The following is a 17,468-nucleotide window of genomic DNA, read 5'->3' on the forward strand; positions in this document are numbered from 1 at the left end:
CTCTTATGTAGAGGCTATTTTTATAGGTAACTTTTTATATTATTAATTGATAAAATTATTAAATATGACTTCTATCTGATTTATTAGATATCGTTTTTATTAAAAAATCTAATTTAGTAAATGTTTATTTAAATTGTTATTAAACCAAACTCTTTAACACTTCACTTAATGCGTGCAATAAAATATCCGCATGCTCACGATTAAAAACCAGCGGTGGTCTAATTTTTAATACGTTACCATTAGGCCCAGAAGCACTTAGCAATACTTTCTTTTGCCGTAGTGCATTCACAATTGTGATAGCCAAAGGGCCATCGGGGGTATGCGAGTCTTTGTCACAAACGATATCGACACCAATAAATAATCCTGTCCCGCGGGTTTCGCCAATCACCGAAAACTGCGTGCCTAGCTCACGTAAGCCTTGTATTAAATAATCACCAGTAAGACGCGCATTTTCAATGAGGTTTTCTTCGTGGAGAATATCCAGTACGGCAGACGCAGCGGCTATAGAAACATGGTTACCGCCAAAGGTATTAAAATAGCGGATCTGTTGCCCAAAGTTTTCTTGAATTTCTGCAGTCATCACTACAGCTGCAATCGGAAGCCCATTCCCCATCGGTTTTCCCATTACCACAATATCAGGCACCATATTATGGCGTTGAAATCCCCACATGTGACTGCCAGTGCGGCCAAAACCGGGTTGCACTTCATCGGCAATATAAAGTGCTCCAGCTTGCTCAACTGCCTCTTTGATATCACTTAAAAATCCCGCAGGGTCGGCAAAAACGCCATCAGTTGAAAAAATACCATCAGCAATAAAAGCAGCAGGTTTGATGCCATGACGACGCATCGTTTTCAATGCATTATTGACGTGCTCAGCCATCACCTCTCCAAGATCACTCCCATTTGCGTTACGCTTATCTGGTACAGGTATGGTGTAAACATGCTGACCAATCGGTACACTTTCACCGATCGATGGCGAGATTTCTGCTGATGCGGTAGTGACACCATGATACGCATTTTCAGTGATAATAACGCCAGTGCCACCCGTAAAATGTTTGGCGATACGTAACGCTAAATCAACCGCTTCACTTCCCGTACAAGTATACATAACCCGGCTAAGAGACTCAGGGAATGTAGCTAATAAACGCTCGGAATAATTGAGAATATGCTCATCGAGATAACGGGTGTGCGTATTCAGCGTTGCAGCTTGTTGTGCCACAGCCGCAACAACTTTAGGGTGGCAGTGACCAACAGAAGGGACATTGTTATAAGCGTCTAAATACGCATTACCTTCTGCATCATAAAGCCATACGCCTTCGCCTCGAACAGGATGAACTGGCTCTTGGTAAAATAATTTATAAGCAGGACCTAATAGTGCTTGGCGGCGCTCAATAATACGTTTTTCTTCCGCCGCAAGATTTCCCATCTGATTAGGGTCGAAACCATTAATCATTCCCCCTTGGTTACTCATTTTCTGCCTCCTCAAAAATGGTGAAAAATCGTCTCGTCATTTCTTCTCTACCAATGGCATCAAGCAATGTAAGTTGAGTTTTTAGGGTTGGCCAGAATCTCAACAAATGCGTTTTCTGATCAGGGAAGATAGTTGCGCGCCAAACAGAAATAGTGAGACGCATAACGATACGCATAATGATCGCTGGATAAAGGAGCTCTATCTCAAGTGGACTCATCGATTTGACACTCGCGTATCCCTTTAACACATCACAGGCTTCATCAAGAACATTTTCTGAGGTGCCTAATTGATAAGATATCGCAACCGCTGTATCAAACAACACGGGAGCATAGGCCATATCACCAAAATCAATGATGCCACACACCTCATTCGGACACTGCTGATCAACTAAGATGTTTTCCAGGTTGAAATCATTATGGATAAATTGTGTAGGTAGCTGATCCATCACCGGTATTATTTCATTATCGAAACAATCAAGAGCCTGCGTTAAGCGATGTCTTAACTCAATATCATCAATAAATTCGATAAACCCTCTCATCATCGACGCATGACTCATATCCCAAATAATGGGTGGCAAATCAGAGTCTAACGTTATCGGTGATAATGCCGTTTGCAGGCGAGCGAGTATGCGCCCGACATTTTTTCGCTGTTCCGAACTACGGTTAAATTGTGTCTGGGCCTTTCCAGGAACAAAGGTTACCAGCCTCACACCACGCTCTGTTCCAGTATTATCATTCACTCGGCAATCGAGTTCACCATCGCACGTCTTAACAATGCGTTGCAAAGGAATACCTGAATCATATTGCTCGACTTGCAAAAGTGCTTTGCTATGCAGTTGGGTGACTTCCCTCGCTTCTCCGGAGTTAAGAATCTTAAGCAAATATTCCGTCCCATCAGTGAGGGTCAATTGGTAATTAGAGTCCTTTTCACCCCACAACCACTTTACCTTTCCCTGTAAACCATAATGCTCTAATGCAATCGCTTGCGCTTCTGCGGGTTGAATAATCACCGCCTTTGTTTTTAACTCGGCACCAAAATCTGCAATGTCGATTGGGCGAGTATCAGATTTCGTCATGATGACTCTTCCTCTAATTGGATATTTTCCCTTCCGACAACAACTCAGAAGGGAAACGGTTATCACGCTAGTCTTGGCGATTTAGGCAAGGGTTCTGGATACTGATTTTGATAAGCAGAGGCTAGGCGCAATACAATGTCATCACGATAACTCGGCCCCACAAACTGTAAACCAATCGGTAAACCTTTATTATCAAACCCACATGGAATAGAAATCGCGGGTTGTTCTGTCATATTGAATGGATAAGTAAAGGGAGACCAATCAGACCAATCTTTACCTTCCACTCCCCCAGGAAAATCCACGCCGGCCTCTAAAGCAGTTAATGGCATTGTCGGCAACATTAAGGCGTCATAGTGTCCATGAAAACGTGCCATGGTGACTTTTAAATCCGCTCTCACTTGTTCAGCGTCGATGTATTCTCCAGCTGAAATGGACCGTCCTTTTTCACAGATACGTAATAGACCAGGATCCATTAATTTCAGTTGACCTGCCGTTGGACCAGCTAAGTCGACCGTTCTCGCTTCAGCCGCATACCACAGTGTCAGTAACGCATCTTGAGGATTAGCAAAACCGGGATCGATCTCTTCAACTATGGCGCCCAGATCTTCCATTCGTTTTGCTGCTTTATCTATTGCAGAGGCAATTTGTGGATCGACTTTGGCATAACCAAGTGTACGACTATAACCAATTTTCATACCGCGAATAGCGCGATGTTCAAGCGTCGCTTTCCAATCAGGTACATGATCGGGGCAGTATCCATAACGAGATGAAACGGCTGGACCTGTCGTAGCATTCATAAATAGCGCCGCATCTTCAACAGTACGAGTCAGTGGCCCTCTATGAGCCAATTCGAATAACGGTGTGGGCGTATCGAAAGGAATCCATCCATAAGTGGGTTTGATACCCACAACACCACAAAATGAGGCAGGAATACGAATAGAGCCAGCGCCATCAGACCCTTCATGGAGCACCCCCATATTCAGCGCTGCAGCTACCGCCGCACCGCCTGATGAACCACCAGAAGCATGACCAGTGTGCCATGGATTGAGTGTGTTACCTGTAAATGGCCCATGAGTGACCCCTTTCCAAGCAAACTCTGGCGCAGTCGTGGTGCCCAAGATGGTCAATCCCGCAGCACGTAATCTATCCATAATGAGGAATTCTTGCGTAGCGGGCTCTTTTTGTCCCAATACCGACCCACGTCGTATCGGTAACCCTTTTACGGGTGTCATCTCTTTGACTGTAGTCGGTACACCATCAATCGGGCTCATTGGCGTCCCATTTAACCAACGTTTTTCCGATTCTTTCGCCTCTTTCAAAGCAGTTTCTACCGCCAAGTGGGCAAAAGCATTGACCATAGGATTAAAACGATCGATACGTGCAAAAGCCTCTTTGGCCGCTTCAACAGGAGAAACCTGTTTTGACTGGTATAAAGCAGAGAGTTCTGCTGCAGTCATCTCGCCTAACTCTGTTTTCTGAGAAGTTTCCATTAAAAATCCTTTGTTAATGTTGTTATTTACAGGAAAAAGCCAGCAATGCGGTTCAGCTGGACATTCTCATCTCCTTGAGACGTCCAGGAATGGCCTCAATCAAACCTTTTGTGTAAACATTTTTTGGAGCATCGAAGATTTCGGCTCCAGTCCCAATCTCCACAACTTGGCCTTTCTTCATCACCATAACGCGATCACATATCTGTGCAGCGACACGTAAATCGTGGGTAATAAAAATCAAAGAGAGATTGAGCTCTTTTTTGAGCTTGGCGAGTAGCTCTAAGACCTGAGCCTGAATAGACACATCTAAAGCCGATACAGCTTCATCAGCCACAATGATATCGGGTTCGAGTGCCAATGCCCGAGCAATGCCAATTCGCTGTCTTTGACCGCCGGAAAATTCATGTGGGAAGCGGTCTAACGCTTTAGGATCGAGCCCAACTAAATCCATCAATTCTGCGGCCTTAGAGAGCGCATTCGATTCACTTTCCCCATACGCTATCGGCCCATCTGCAATAATTCGTCCTACTTTGGCACGCGGGTTAAGTGAGGCAAACGGGTCTTGGAAAATCATTTGTAGATTGCGGCGCGAAAGACGTAAATCCTCACCTTGTAAACTCGCCATGTCAGCATCACCTAATAACACCCTGCCTTGATCCGGATCTTGAAGGCGCACTAGGCATCGCCCAACGGATGACTTACCCGAGCCACTTTCTCCGACAATACCCAGCGTTTCTCCTTTCCCTAATGAGAAACTGACGTTTTGTACTGCATGAACAGGCTGTTGTTTAGAGAAAAAACCACCACTACGACGATAAGTTTTACTCAGGTTTTCAACCTTAAGAATGGTTTCTCGCTGAGGAAGATCCGTGTGTCCGCTACGTAACTTAGGAATCGCCGCAATTAATTTTTGGGTGTATTCATGTTTTGGAGAGTACAGCACTTCTTCTGCAGTGCCTTTTTCTACAATACGTCCTAATTGCATCACCGCCACATCATCGGCAATTTCAGCGACCACCCCAAAATCATGGGTAATGAACATCACTGCCATATTGCGTTCAATTTGCAACCGACTAATCAGCTTCAAAATCTGCTTTTGGGTTGTAACATCAAGAGCCGTAGTCGGTTCATCCGCAATCAATACTTGAGGCTCAAGGGCTAACGCCATTGCGATCACCACTCTTTGACGTTGCCCACCCGATAATTGAAATGGGAAAGATTCAGCAATTCGCGGGGGCTCAGGTAAACCGACCTCAGTCAAGAGTTGTAGTGCTCGCTCCTTACGCTCTTTGGGCGTCAATAATCCATGAGCAGCGAACACCTCTTCAATTTGCTTAGATATTTTCATCAAGGGATTTAAAGCGGACATCGGTTCTTGGAAAATCATCGCTACTCGACGACCACGAATATCATAAAAATCTTCTGTTGGAAGGTTGAGCAGGTTGGTTCCTTCCAGCAGAATGCGGCCCTCTGCAATTCTCACCGCATCCGGTAAAAGCCCCATCAATGCATTGGCAGACATTGATTTGCCAGAACCTGATTCACCGACCACACACAGCATTTTTCCTGCATATAAATTGAGATTAACGCGCTCGACAGCAAATGGACGATCGGCACCATCTGGCAATGCTATAGAAAGTTTCGAGATTTCCACAACTGGAACCGCGGTTTGTGGTGCGTGGTTTTCTTGGTTGGTAGGCAACTTATATAGTTCACTCATAACGGTTCTCCTTACTTGCCAATTCGTGCAACACGAGGGTTTAATGCATCATTAAGCCCTTCACCAATGAGATTGAGAGCAAGTACAGTCAACATAATGGCGATACCAGGAAAAACAGTAATCCACCATGCTTGACGAATCGCAGTCCGTCCCGCGCCTATGATGTATCCCCAAGACATCACATCTGGAGCGCCAAGGCCTAAGAACGACAATGAGCTTTCAATCAAGATAGAAGAAGCCACCATCATTGAAGCCAAAACGATGATCGGAGAAAGCGTATTCGGTAAGATTTGACGCCAAATAATCGTGCCATGCTTTTGACCAGAAAGAACCGCGGCCTCAACAAACTCACGGGAACGATAAGCCATCACTTCGCCCCGTAATAATCGCGCCACAGGAGGCCATGAGACGATACCAATCGAGATCACAATCGAGTAGATAGATGGTTCAAAAATCGCGACTAAAACAATCGCCAAAGCAAAACTTGGAACCGATTGAAACAGTTCGGTAAAGCGCATTAATACGTCATCCACCCAACCACCAAAATAACCCGCTATTGCGCCAAGAGGAATGCCTATCACTAAAGAGACCACAGTAGAAATCAACCCTACCAACAATGAAATACCGGCTCCATGAGCCAATCCTGAGGCAATATCACGTCCCATCGTGTCGGTGCCTAATAGAAAGTGAGACATGGTGAATGGAGGTAAAAATGGCCTCTGAACCATTCCCCATGGCGACTTCGGATAAAGTAGCGGCGCAGTGAGCGACAACAGCACGACAGCGAAAATTATGAGTAGCCCGATTAACGCAGGGCGATTTTGTGAAAAGCGCTTCCAGAAATCAGCCATGTTATGCCTCCTTGATTCGTGGGTCGACCAAACGATAGAGAATGTCGGTAATGAGGTTGAAGAACAGCACCATGGCTGCAGACACCATGAAGACACCTAGTAGCAAGTTGTAGTCTCGCTGTGACAAGGCATCAAACATCAAACGCCCAATTCCCGGCCACGCAAATACGGTTTCAATCAACACAGCACCACTCACCAGTTGCCCTGCTTGTAATCCAGCTAAGGTAACGACAGGGAGTAAAGCATTACGTAATACATGTCGGCGCTGAATCACCGCAGGTCTTAACCCTTTGGCTTTGGCAGTTTTCACAAAATCCAACTGATTGACTTCCAGCATCGATGCTCGCGTCATTCGCACATATACCGCCATAAAAAATAAGCCTAACGTCATGGCGGGGAGCACTAAGTGGCGCAATATATCCAGCGCACGCTCAAAGCCGGCATAGCCTGCACCAACGGTTTCATAGCCAAACCCTGGCAACCAATTAAAATGTACCGAAAACATTAGTACGCCCATTAACGCGAGCCAAAACAACGGGGTCGCATAAAAAATCAGAGCCACAAAAGAGATAATGGTATCGGTTATTTTGCCCTGTTTAGCCGACGCAATTGCTCCGCCTAGTACGCCTAACCCCAACGAAATCACAAAGGCAGCAACAGACAACAACAGTGTGGCAGGTAAGCGGTCGCCAATTAATTGAATAACAGGTAAAGATTGACGGTATGAAAAGCCCAGATCTAAATGAGCGATAGACGAGATATAAAGCCACAACTGCATGTATAGCGGTTGATCCAAACCAAATCGCTCTTGAAGTTGTTGTAGAAAAATAGGGTCTGTGTCACCCGCTTCGCCTGCCATGACTGAGGCAGGATCACCAGGGGCTAAATGAATCAACAGAAAGTTAAGTACGGCAATGCAAAACAGGATAATCACTGCTCTTAACAGTCGCCCCAATATAAAGCGTGTCATGAACGTCTCCATCGATGTTTTTAATCAGAGAGAAAAGGCGAGGGTTTCCCCCCCTCGCGCAAGGTGAAATCACTTTTTGATCCAAGTGTCACGTAATGAGCTAGATAACCCATTCGCAGTGGTGATTAAATTTTGGTATTTGCAGTTGTAGATCGTTGGAAAGCTCAGATCGAGTAACCAAGCGACCGGAACATCTTGCTGCAACTTAGCTTGAATGGTGTCGTAAATCTTCTGCCGTTCTGAAGCAGGGAAAGCCACTGATGCCTGATCGAATAATTTATCGATTTTCGGATTGTTATACCCTTCAACATTCGTCCACGGTGAACCTTTAGGAATTTGTGTAGAGCGATAGTTACGTTCTACACCAATCGCTGGATCGCCATTTTGATACATGTAGGTAAAGGCAATATCGTAATCTCGGTTAGAGGTACGTTGGTTCCATCCAGCAACATCGGTAGCCTCGATAGAGACGGGAATGCCCACTTCTTCAAGATTCTGTTTGACCGCTTCTGCCCAGCGCTGCCACGTTTCACCATATGGAAGTGGTAATAAACGAAGTGGTTTTTTACCTTTATAACCAATCTCTTTCAGCAACGCTTTTGCCTTCGCAGGATCATAATCGTATTCAGGTTTTTGCTCACTGTAGAAAGGTAACCGTTGTGAGAATGGACCTGTCGCAATTTTTGCATACCCATTCCAAAGCACATCACGCGCAAACTGACGATTCAGCGCATACATAATTGCCTTGCGGAATTTTGGATTATTCATCGGCGCTTCGGCATTGTTTAACCACAACCAAGAGAGCGGTGAATTATATTCCCACCCTTTTTCCGTTAAACAGCTATTGGGTAATTTAGACAAGCGATCAATATCAAAATTCTCAACCGTTCCGCCTGGAAGTACATTCAAAACACCATTTTCATACGCAACAGATCGTGATGCAGAATCAGGAATAACGTGATAAATCACCTGATCCAGATAAGGTTTACCCGGTAAGTAATAATCTTTGTTTTTTACCAGCTTGATGTAATTACCATGCTTCCACTCAGCAAATTTAAACGGCCCAGTACCTATCGGTGTTTTATTATGTGGGTTGGTATAATAATCTGTTCCAGCATATAGATGCTTTGGAATAATTGGCATTTTGGCAAAACTGAATGTACGAATAAATGCTTCAAATGGCGCCTTTAACTTAAATACCACCGTGTATTTATCTGGAGCAGTGACCGATTTTACATGCTTCATAATAAGACGCTGTGAAGGAAGCGTTTTTAACAATAGATCCTTAACACTGAATAGCACATCATCGGACGTCATAGGAACGCCATCATGGAACTTAACGTTCTCATGGAGATGGAAAGTATAAGTTAATCCATCCGGTGATATTTCCCAGGATTTCGCCAGTGAAGGTTGAGGATGCAATTTATCATCGTATCGCAATAAACCTTCATAAATATTTCCTGCAACCAACTGTGCTGAGGCATTGCTGATCACCCCTAACATTAACGCCGGCGGCTCTGGGTTCACGGTTAGATCGATTTTGCCTCCTTCCGTCGGCGCTGCCTGTACAGAATTCACTGCCAAAACTGACAGTAATATCGCTGCGATCGTTGAGCGCCAAGGTTTTTGTCGCGTATTTTTCTTGGCGAGTGCCACTGTCTTAGAAACAACAGAACGTTTTGGTGGGCATGATTTAATTGTATCTTCCATGCGAGGTTTTAGAGCGGTTCTCAGAGAAAAGAACTTAGTCATACAACACATCCTTGTGATTGTTATTTAACCGATATATCGATATATACCATGTAAAACAAAGATTACAAGACCCGACTAAGTAATGATGCGTTGATTTCTTTTTAAGCAGAAAAGAGCATGTTCTGGTTAAAAAGGAATCAGTGGCGGTATCTGTGGGTGATATTTGATAACACAAGAAGAAAATGATGGTTTTAAACCAACAATACAGATAGAACGCTAATTTTCCTTCGCGTTAGAAAATAGTGAAAAATATTAAATTCAGCATAAAAAACTGGAACGAGTATAGATGTTGTGAACGAAGAGACAGGGAAAAATATTACCGAGGTAGATAATGTATTGAGCTTAAGAATTTTCTTATTAATCTCAATACATCAATAAAAAGGTTAATGTTAAGAATAAGGCGTGCGTAGTGCACTGAGAATATCCATATCCTCCTCTTGAATAATAATATTGGGGTTTTCTTCCATCACAAGAGAAAGCATACGAGCAATATCATCTAAATGGCTGCGCATCAATTGGCAAGACAGCTCTTCATCATGATTGCGAATTGCATTATATATTGCCTGATGTTCATCCACCATCGCATCAAAGTAACCAGACTGAGGAAAGGCCCGATATCGCACACGATCAAGTTGACCTATTGAGTTATGAATCGTGCGCCAAACATTAGGGAATCCAGCCACTTTACAGATTAATTGGTGAAAAGAATTGTCGATAGAAAATGCTTCGTCGTAATCCTGTCGCTTTGCTGCATCAGATTGAAGATACATAATCAAATCAAATTCTTTTTCAAATTCAGTAAGATAAGTTCGAGCAGCTAAGCGTGCCATGCGCAATTCAAGGCTAGATCTCACAATTTGCCCTTCGATGACACTGCGCACCGAAATCTTACTAACAAAAGTTCCCTCACCAGGAATCACATTCACTAAACCTTCTTGAGATAAGCGCAGAACCGCTTCTCTCACAGGGGTTCTTGATATGTTGTATTGTGCACAAATTTCTTTCTCGCTTAGCGTCTTCCCTGGCTCAAGAGACATGGTGATAATAGCTTTACGAATTGCGTTATAAGCGAATACTGCCTTGGGTTGATTGTTGCTAGACTCTTGTGAGTCAGACCATTTTTTATACGAATTCACCCGTTATGTTCTCCTTAACCTGAAGGCTTACAACCAGTTTGAACAATCTATGAAGAAAGCTCATTAGACATAAATAAAAATAATAAAAAAAGGATTAATATAACAGAATGCAACACTTATCTTGGTTGATTATTCTATCGAAATACTTTTAGTTTATTATTTAGAGACAGTTAAAACATATATAATAAGTAACAGTTCCGTTGTTTTTCATCATTGTTTTAACTCAATACACTGTAAGACAGTAATCTGAAAAAGATCAAAAGAAAATATTTAAAGTTTATTTTAATCAATATGATATACGATTTTCAACGTAGAATGACTCTGTCTTAAAATCATTGCCTTACCTAAGAGAAAAACAATTCTCGCTAAAACAGCATCTTGAGATTACTTGGGTATATTCGATTAACCAGCTCGGTAATCATTAATATTAAACGTTGTGATTATGTCTCACCGAGCCAGTTATCTGAATAACACTAAAACGGAAATACCGTCGTCATCGGTTGTGCTAACAGGTCTGCGAGAATCACTAGCGCTTGGCGTAGCCCTTCATCGGTTGCCACCGACATGAGCGAAAGTCGTATATGGTGGTTGGTTGAATTGGGAGCATTAAAGTACCCTCCACTACTCACAAGGACACCACGATTTTTGGCCTCCATGACAAAACGCTCTTGATTCCAATGCTCTGGCAGAGGTAACCAAATATGGAATCCATCATGACTAGTAAGGGCTTGAGGTAATAACTCACGGGCAATTGTTTGACGCTGAGAGGCTATCTCACGTTGTTGCTCCGCCAAACTGAATGCCTCACCCGATTCGATCATCACAGTCGCAGCGGCATAGTTGATTGGTGCAGATAACCATATATTGGTACGAATGTGGGCTTCAATATGAGCAATTTGGCTCTCGGGGATTTTAATAAATCCACAACGTAATGCAGGGCTAATCGCTTTCGATAAACTCGTAATATGAAAGCCACGCTCCGGTACAAAATTGGTGATAGCACTGATAGGTTCTTGGTGCAAAAAGCCATAAATATCATCTTCTAACAACCATACTTGGTGCTTAGCAATGATATTGGCAATCTGTTTACGTCTCTCAAGCGGCATGGTTACACCGGTGGGATTTTGATGTGATGGCACAATCACCACCAGCTTAGGTTGATGTTGCTCAATCACCTGAGTCAACCCTTGCCCAGTGACTCCTTGATCGTCCATCGGAATTCCGACAACTTGACGTTCAGCCAGTCCGGCAATCGCCATGATGCCAGGATACGTCATGGTTTCTACTGCTATCGTATCGCCGGGTTTCGTTAAGGCATTAATCAACAAAGATAAGCCATGCTGCGCGCCATCCACAAGCAACGTATTGTGTGACTGCCCACCTTCTAAACCGTAATGTTTAGCCCACTTAACACCTGTGGCTCGGTGTTTTTCGTGACCAGAATGTTCGGTATAACCAATCATATCTAGCGGTAAAGAGCGAGTAGCCACTTGGAAAGCTTGGCTGATTGCATTGAGGTTATAATGTAAACAGGGCTGCAAAATGGACAGGTTATAATCTTTTCCCTCATCCGTTGGGTGAATCACATCACTCAACGAATTGGACGCACACACAAACGTACCACGCCCCACATGAGAATACACCCGCCCATTGTCGGTAAGGAGTTGATAAGCCTTCGACACAGTGACTGGAGTCGTCTCTAGCTCATCCGCTAACTGGCGATGAGTCGGCAATTTACTTTCTGCTGGATACTCTCCAGTATCCATTCTTTGCTCAATAATACGGGCAATTTGTCTGTATTTGGCTTCACTCACCGCTATCACTCCAGCATGCTTATCTGTTATCAACATAAGCTAGTTTATGATCAAAACAAAAAAATTGAAATAATCAAATTTTAATCATTGACATATATCAATAGTTGTTATTATTGTAATAGCACGCTCACTAAGAGATGATTGGATATTAAGACGCTATATCTGTCCAAAACATCAACAATTATCAATATTGACATAGTTTAATCAGGTCAATCTGACAAAAAGGAATGTGCACATGACTATTAACAACGTTGCGTTTATCGGCCTTGGAGTAATGGGTTACCCAATGGCAGGACACCTAGCCAAAGCCGGTTTTAGCACCCAAGTATATAACCGCACCACCAGTAAAGGTGAACAGTGGGCCCAAGAGTTCTCTGGTTCATACCATACAACACCATATTCAGCCGCCAAAGGGGCTCAAGTGGTTGCGATGTGTGTGGGTAACGATAATGATGTGCGCAGCGTTGTTTACGGTGATGATGGCGTGTTGGCTGCAATGGAAGCAGGCTCGACCTTGATTGATCACACCACTACTTCGGCAGAACTGGCAGAAGAGCTTGCAAAAGCTTGCCAAGAAAAAGGCGTGAAATTTATCGATGCGCCAGTATCCGGTGGACAAGCTGGCGCTGAAAACGGCGTTTTAACCGTCATGTGTGGCGCAGAACCCAGTGTGTTTGAAGCAGCATTACCAGTGATGAACAGCTACGCTAAGCAAGTCACTTTGATTGGTAAAAATGGTCAGGGCCAGCGTTGTAAAATGGTAAACCAAATCTGTATTGCTGGGATCCTACAAGGGCTTAGTGAGGCGTTAATGGTTGCGCAAGAAGCCGATCTCGATATTGGTCTCGTTGTCGATACACTCAAACTCGGCGCTGCAGGTTCATGGCAAATGGAAAATCGCGCCGTCACGATGGCACAAGATAAGTTTGACTTTGGTTTTGCTATTGATTGGATGCGCAAAGACTTAGGTATCTGCCTTGATGAAGCCAAACGCAACGGCCTATCACTGCCTATGACCGAAGAAGTCGATCAACGCTATGCAAAACTGCAAGAAAAAGGCTTGGGCCGTATGGACACCTCTGTACTGATCAAATCTTACGAAGAATAACCTGTTAAATGGCCGGCTATGACTAATAGCCGGCTATTATTCGATGAAGTCATCACGCACTGTCGTTTAACATTTAACGAACGCTTTCTCTTTCGCGAGTAAAAATGGATTATAGTAAGCGACGGAATCATTCATCAACAGCACGTCATCACTAAGCTGGATATTCAATTGCTCTAACATATATTGCCGACGTGCTGCAAACACCTCATGAAGTTCTGGGTAGTCTGCTTTGATCTGTGCTTTTAACATCTCATCTGCAAGCACGACTCCACTTTCACAACTCGTTCCTGCATAGCCATTGCGCCCTGGAATAATATCGATTTGCAGCATCATACCACTTTTGAGTGTCTCTTTAGAGTCAGGATAAATCGGCGACGACATCCACTCCTCATCGGCCACCAAGTGTCCCGGATTGAGACTCCAGTTATATTCCGCTTTAGGTAGCACCTCTTCCACAATATTGTAGAGCTCACTCCCAGCCATACCTATTCGAATATTCTCAAGCCAAGTGACCACAGCGGCAAAGTAAGGCTTTGCCAAAACGTCTAAGTAATCGCTTTGCTCAGGTGGTAATTCATCACAACGACTCACCGCATAACCGGCTCGTGAGGATAACCCCCCCTTATAACCAACCGTTAATGACATTGGATCGCCCAAAGACACGGTTTTCTGGGTTGGATAAAGATTGGCTTTTTCGAATCGAGCTCCCGTAGCGGCAATGCTCACCACACTATGTGGCTGACCATACAAGCTTAATTCATTACCTATGCTCATTTCAGAGGTGCCAATAGCCACCTTATCAATAGCGCTGATGATGGCCTGACTCGCTAATTGAGCACCAAATTCATAATGGGCAATTTCATTGGCATTTGTCGTGGTCCTTGCGCCTTGGTCAGCACCAATCAACAAATCCGTGCGGTTAGAAAGATAAGACGCTCCCACGACATTTTTCAAGGCATCGACCAGAAAATAAGGTGAATCAAATAGCTGCTGATTATCCGCAACACTGCTGGTGAACATTTTCCACCCGACCAGCGCCGTATTCATTTCTGGAGTTAATCCCGCGGCTTTAAAGTACTCTTCAATCGGCGCGTCATTTTGCATGGGTTGATTAGGTAAAGAAAGGAATGGCACATGAATCGCTTCTGCGGCCAATCTCGCTTTACTGGCTTTATTAAGGTTTTCATTGCCTAACAGTAGGAATGCGCGACCGTCTTGATGTAGTACCAATAGGCCTTCTTCAAAGCGAGTTAAGAAACCGGTCAAATATTCAAAATTTGCCCCGTATTCTAAATCACCATAAATCACCATGCATTCAATACCTTCACTTTTCATTAAGGTCAGCACTTTCTCTTTGCGCGCTTGCATGGTCTCATCTGTTAGCATAACAGGCTCTAGTGAACGAGCCTGTTGCAACGGGTTAAGCTCTTTCAGAGCAATATTTTCTTTGGAGGTTAGAATCATCATATCCTCATGATTTAAATACCCATTCCATGGGCACTACAGCTTAAAATTGGTCAATCGGGAACATTGGGCGATCAATCAGTCTAAATGGCAATTTTTCTGCGACTTGGTACGTCGTTCCATTGGTTAAACTCATGATGCTCATATCCGCAATTGCATTGATTTCTGGGAAAATATAGCCCTGTTTTACGATCACAATATCATATTGATAAGGGTCGACCTGCGCCGCTTCATATTGGTGAAGCTCCGCAAAACTGATGCCCACATTAGCGACCATGACATCAATCGGTGCACCATCGATAGCAACCGTCACAACATCACCAAATTTGCGTTTTACACCCAAAATATTATGCACAATACCCATTCGTTTTATTGTGCCAGACAACTTAACGGGTTGACTTAACTCATCAATATTTTGCCCAACGGTAAACGTCACTTTGTCACCTTCAGACTGTTTTAGCAATTCTCGGGTCGCATTAGGATCATTGATGGTGGCGAAGAGAATCTTTTTATCTTGGTAATCACTTGCTGCAAGAAACTGGCGCAAAATGTAGGTGTTGGCTCCTGTTGCTCCTGATGTGGTGTTATCCCCCGAATCGGTGATAAACACACGCCCTTGAGCAAAATCTAGTGCAGTGGTGAGCGCCTCTTCAGGCTCTAAAGCATTACCGTGAAAATGGAACTCATGACGCTTATCCATCACGTAATTGGCCAACATGTCCGCCACTTCATTGGCGTATTCACTGTACTCTTTCGAACTTGGTACGACCACAATCGAACAACCAATATTTTGTGAATCGTGGCGAATATAGCCCACATGCCAAGAAGCCGACATTATGCGTTCATCTTGCTCTACTTTGTCTAACAGTTGGTTAATTGAACGCACAGGCTCATCAGTACTCACTGAACGCTCACCACCTAAAATTAATGGCAACTTGCGATACACGGCATTAGTTTTGCGATTATCCTTAATTAAATCAATCAGTAATTGAGCCACGTGTTGGTGAGTTGGGTACATATCTGTATGGGGAGATTCACGGTAGCTACGCAAAATCGTAGCGCTTTCACAGTAGTATTGATTAAGGTTACCATGTGGATCGACCACGATAGCGACGGGGAAATACGGTCCCATGATGTCGCGAATTTTACTCAAGATCAGTGGTTCACCACTGCTACCCGGTAAATCTTGGATTTTGCTCGCACCATGCAGTAATAGCAAAATACCATCAATATCATTACGGTATTTGTTCACGTCAGTAATGAGTCGATTCAATATGTACTCAAACGCATGCTTTTCTACAGGGCCAGATGTGTGTCCATTCGCGTAGATTGAGCCAATCGCCTCCACATCATTTTCTTTAAACACATCACGTAAATGCATCAAATCTTGTACTTCATCGCCATAACCCAAAATGAAGTTTTTTAGTTCACCCAAGTATGGGACGTGTTCATTCGATTCGCTGGTGAAATGGCCAATAAGAATTTTCATAACATTTCCTTGTAGATCAATTCGATTAGTCGATGGTGAGCTGAGTTTTCATCAGCACTAACTTGGTTGCGATAAACGCAGAAACAATGGTGACAATAGCTACGATGAAAGAGACCACCAAGTTATACATAGAACCATCTGGGTTTAAGAAAAATAGGAATGTGAGTAGTCCAGGACAACCACCTTGCACATAGTTCACCATGCCAAGAATGCCTGCAGTTAAACCACCACATACAGCACCAATCGCAGTACCCACTAAAACGATTGGACGAGAAATTAATGCACCGTAGAAGGCGGGCTCAGTCACGCCACATAGCGCAGTGAAACCAAAGGAAGTGATCATCCCTTTCTTCTCTTTATTTTTGCGCACAGACAGTGCAATAGCGACCGCAGTAGCCCCGATACTTAAGTTAGAAACGAATCCAGCAGTTAATGTTAGAGGATCATAACCAAGCGTCGCGATCAAGTTGATCCCAACTGGCGCTAAGGCTTTATCGAGCCCCAGCATCACCATGTAGGGGTAAATGACGGATAGCACTACCATTGCTACGGCTCCGGCAGAATGCATCAACCATAACAGGCCATTGGAGAACCCGTGACTGAGCTCCGTTCCAATCGGGCCAAGGATAATCAGTGTGACAGGAACAGTAATGGAAATCGTCAGCAATGGTTTTAAGAAATAGGTCACCGCTTCTGGAATAATTTTGCTTAGTACACGGTCAACACCGAACATAAACAAACAGCCAAAAATCACGGGCATTACGCTACTAGCATAATTCACCTTTGGAATATCAAAGCCAAACATTGATAATCCATCAACATTTGAAATCGCGGGGCTGACCAATAAACACCCTAACAGTGCGCCTAATACGGGTTGTAGCTTTAATGTTTTCGCTGCATTAAATCCAATGTAGATAGGTAAAAAAGCAAAAGCGGCTTGGAAAATGGCCAACATAATATGAGCGGTACCACCTTCGACGGAGATACCAAAGTAGTTGATCATTAAATTTCGGAAAGAAAGGATTAAACCACCAATAATAAGAGCAGGAATCATTGGCATAAATACAGAGGCACAAAAGTTACCAAATGCATTCACATAATATAGGGTATCTTTATTTAATTCATCAC

General features: G+C 43.7%; 13 protein-coding genes. 1 reads left to right on the forward strand and 12 read right to left on the reverse strand.

Annotated features, from left to right (window positions below):
• Positions 1-139: 139 nt before the first annotated feature.
• The 9 genes from F9817_RS22505 to F9817_RS22545 all read right to left on the reverse strand — a co-directional run bounded on the left by F9817_RS22505 (position 140) and on the right by F9817_RS22545 (position 12,279).
• A complete protein-coding gene (locus F9817_RS22505) occupies positions 140-1,471 on the reverse strand; it encodes an aspartate aminotransferase family protein (RefSeq protein ID WP_202436560.1) in 1,332 nt (443 codons plus the stop codon).
• Positions 1,464-2,546 carry a phosphotransferase gene (locus F9817_RS22510; protein WP_161158451.1) on the reverse strand — a complete coding sequence of 361 codons (1,083 nt, stop codon included), beginning with the start codon at positions 2,544-2,546 and terminating at the stop codon, positions 1,464-1,466. The genes F9817_RS22505 and F9817_RS22510 overlap by 8 nt, the downstream gene beginning before the upstream one ends.
• A 62-nt stretch (positions 2,547-2,608) precedes the next feature.
• The gene (locus F9817_RS22515) at positions 2,609-4,036 is read right to left on the reverse strand and encodes an amidase (protein WP_161158452.1); all 1,428 of its coding nucleotides are present in this window, start codon (positions 4,034-4,036) and stop codon (positions 2,609-2,611) included.
• 52 nt (positions 4,037-4,088) lie between these two features.
• Positions 4,089-5,756, reverse strand: a complete 1,668-nt coding sequence (locus tag F9817_RS22520) for an ABC transporter ATP-binding protein (protein ID WP_161158453.1) — start codon at positions 5,754-5,756, stop codon at positions 4,089-4,091.
• 11 nt (positions 5,757-5,767) lie between these two features.
• Positions 5,768-6,607, reverse strand: coding sequence for an ABC transporter permease (locus F9817_RS22525; protein WP_161158454.1), 840 nt, complete (start codon positions 6,605-6,607; stop codon positions 5,768-5,770).
• A 1-nt stretch (position 6,608) separates the two neighbouring features.
• Positions 6,609-7,577: an ABC transporter permease gene (locus tag F9817_RS22530; RefSeq protein ID WP_161158455.1), complete on the reverse strand. Its 969-nt coding sequence runs from the start codon at positions 7,575-7,577 to the stop codon at positions 6,609-6,611.
• A gap of 69 nt (positions 7,578-7,646) precedes the next feature.
• Entirely contained in the window at positions 7,647-9,329 is a 1,683-nt protein-coding gene (locus tag F9817_RS22535; RefSeq protein WP_202436561.1) for an ABC transporter substrate-binding protein, read from the reverse strand.
• A 389-nt stretch (positions 9,330-9,718) separates the two neighbouring features.
• The gene (locus tag F9817_RS22540; protein WP_202436562.1) at positions 9,719-10,465 is read right to left on the reverse strand and encodes an FCD domain-containing protein; all 747 of its coding nucleotides are present in this window, start codon (positions 10,463-10,465) and stop codon (positions 9,719-9,721) included.
• Positions 10,466-10,938: 473 nt separating this feature from the next.
• Positions 10,939-12,279 carry an aminotransferase class I/II-fold pyridoxal phosphate-dependent enzyme gene (locus F9817_RS22545; RefSeq protein ID WP_161158456.1) on the reverse strand — a complete coding sequence of 447 codons (1,341 nt, stop codon included), beginning with the start codon at positions 12,277-12,279 and terminating at the stop codon, positions 10,939-10,941.
• Between the two features lie 235 nt (positions 12,280-12,514).
• Between F9817_RS22545 and F9817_RS22550 the strand changes: the two genes are divergently transcribed.
• Positions 12,515-13,387 (forward strand): NAD(P)-dependent oxidoreductase, encoded by an 873-nt coding sequence (locus tag F9817_RS22550; RefSeq protein WP_161158457.1) that lies wholly within the window; start codon positions 12,515-12,517, stop codon positions 13,385-13,387.
• A gap of 66 nt (positions 13,388-13,453) precedes the next feature.
• Here F9817_RS22550 and F9817_RS22555 read toward each other — a convergent pair whose 3' ends face one another.
• The 3 genes from F9817_RS22555 to F9817_RS22565 form a co-directional block, all read right to left on the reverse strand.
• Positions 13,454-14,854, reverse strand: coding sequence for a M24 family metallopeptidase (locus tag F9817_RS22555; protein WP_237476329.1), 1,401 nt, complete (start codon positions 14,852-14,854; stop codon positions 13,454-13,456).
• A 40-nt stretch (positions 14,855-14,894) separates the two neighbouring features.
• A complete protein-coding gene (locus F9817_RS22560) occupies positions 14,895-16,340 on the reverse strand; it encodes a M81 family metallopeptidase (RefSeq protein WP_161158458.1) in 1,446 nt (481 codons plus the stop codon).
• A gap of 25 nt (positions 16,341-16,365) precedes the next feature.
• On the reverse strand, positions 16,366-17,468 hold a 1,103-nt coding region (locus tag F9817_RS22565; RefSeq protein ID WP_161158459.1), incomplete at its 5' end, for a PTS sugar transporter subunit IIC.

The organism is Vibrio eleionomae (assembly GCF_009874545.1).
Taxonomy (GTDB): domain Bacteria; phylum Pseudomonadota; class Gammaproteobacteria; order Enterobacterales; family Vibrionaceae; genus Vibrio; species Vibrio nitrifigilis.